The sequence below is a fragment of the Escherichia sp. WS338 genome, assembly GCF_046486405.1.
Classification (GTDB): Bacteria; Pseudomonadota; Gammaproteobacteria; order Enterobacterales; family Enterobacteriaceae; genus Escherichia; species Escherichia coli.
In genome coordinates, this window is record NZ_JBJQLL010000097.1 from 1 (window position 1) to 1,287 (window position 1,287).

At 54.3% G+C, this 1,287-nt stretch carries 1 pseudogene and 1 other annotated feature; the pseudogene reads left to right on the forward strand.

The window, feature by feature from the left end:
- Window positions 1-55: 55 nt before the first annotated feature.
- A pseudogene (locus ACJHWT_RS25390) lies at window positions 56-1,255 on the forward strand (IS3 family transposase).
- Window positions 337-453, forward strand: a sequence feature (AL1L pseudoknot). It overlaps the preceding pseudogene by 117 nt.
- Window positions 1,256-1,287: the final 32 nt, after the last annotated feature.

The following is a 1,287-nucleotide window of genomic DNA, read 5'->3' on the forward strand; positions in this document are numbered from 1 at the left end:
TTGAACCGCCCCGGGAATCCTGGAGACTAAACTCCCTGAGAAAGAGGTAAACAGGATGACTAAAAATACTCGTTTTTCCCCCGAAGTCCGTCAGAGGGCGATTCGTATGGTTCTGGAAAGTCAGGGCGAATATGACTCACAGTGGGCGGCAATTTGTTCCATTGCCCCAAAGATTGGCTGTACACCGGAGACTCTGCGTGTCTGGGTACGCCAGCATGAGCGGGATACCGGAGGCGGTGATGGCGGGCTCACCACCGCTGAACGTCAGCGTCTGAAAGAGCTGGAACGTGAAAATCGTGAACTGCGCCGCAGTAACGATATCCTTCGCCAGGCTTCCGCTTATTTTGCGAAGGCGGAGTTCGACCGCCTCTGGAAAAAATGATGCCACTGCTGGATAAGCTGCGTGAGCAGTACGGGGTCGGACCGCTATGCAGCGAACTGCATATTGCCCCGTCAACGTATTACCACTGTCAGCAACAGCGACATCATCCGGATAAACGCAGTGCCCGTGCGCAGCGCGATGACTGGCTGAAGAGAGAGATACAGCGCGTATACGATGTACGGTGTGCGTAAAGTCTGGCGTCAGTTGTTACGGGAAGGAATCAGGGTGGCCAGATGTACAGTGGCGCGCCTCATGGCGGTTATGGGACTTTCCGGTGTTCTCCGGGGTAAAAAGGTCCGCACTACCGTCAGCCGGAAAGCCGTTGTCGCAGGCGACCGCGTAAACCGTCAGTTCGTGGCAGAACGTCCTGACCAGTTGTGGGTGGCTGATTCTACTTACGTCAGCACATGGCAGGGGGTCGTCTATGTGGCGTTCATCATTGATGTGTTTGCCGGATACATCGTGGGGTGGCGGGTCTCATCGTCTATGGAAACGACATTTGTGCTGGATGCTCTGGAGCAGGCGTTATGGGCCCGTCGACCGTCCGGCACAGTCCATCACAGTGATAAAGGTTCTCAGTATGTATCGCTGGCCTACACACAGCGGCTTAAGGAAGCCGGATTACTGGCATCAACAGGAAGTACAGGCGACTCGTATGACAACGCGATGGCGGAGAGCATCAATGGCCTTTACAAAGCGGAGGTAATACACCGTAAGAGCTGGAAAAACCGTGCAGAAGTGGAACTGGCCACACTCACGTGGGTGGACTGGTATAACAATCGACGATTGCTGGAAAGGCTGGGCCATACTCCTCCGGCAGAAGCAGAAAAAGCTTATTATGCTTCCATCGGAAACGATGATCTGGCAGCCTGAGTTCACAGATAAAACACTCTCCAGGAAACCCG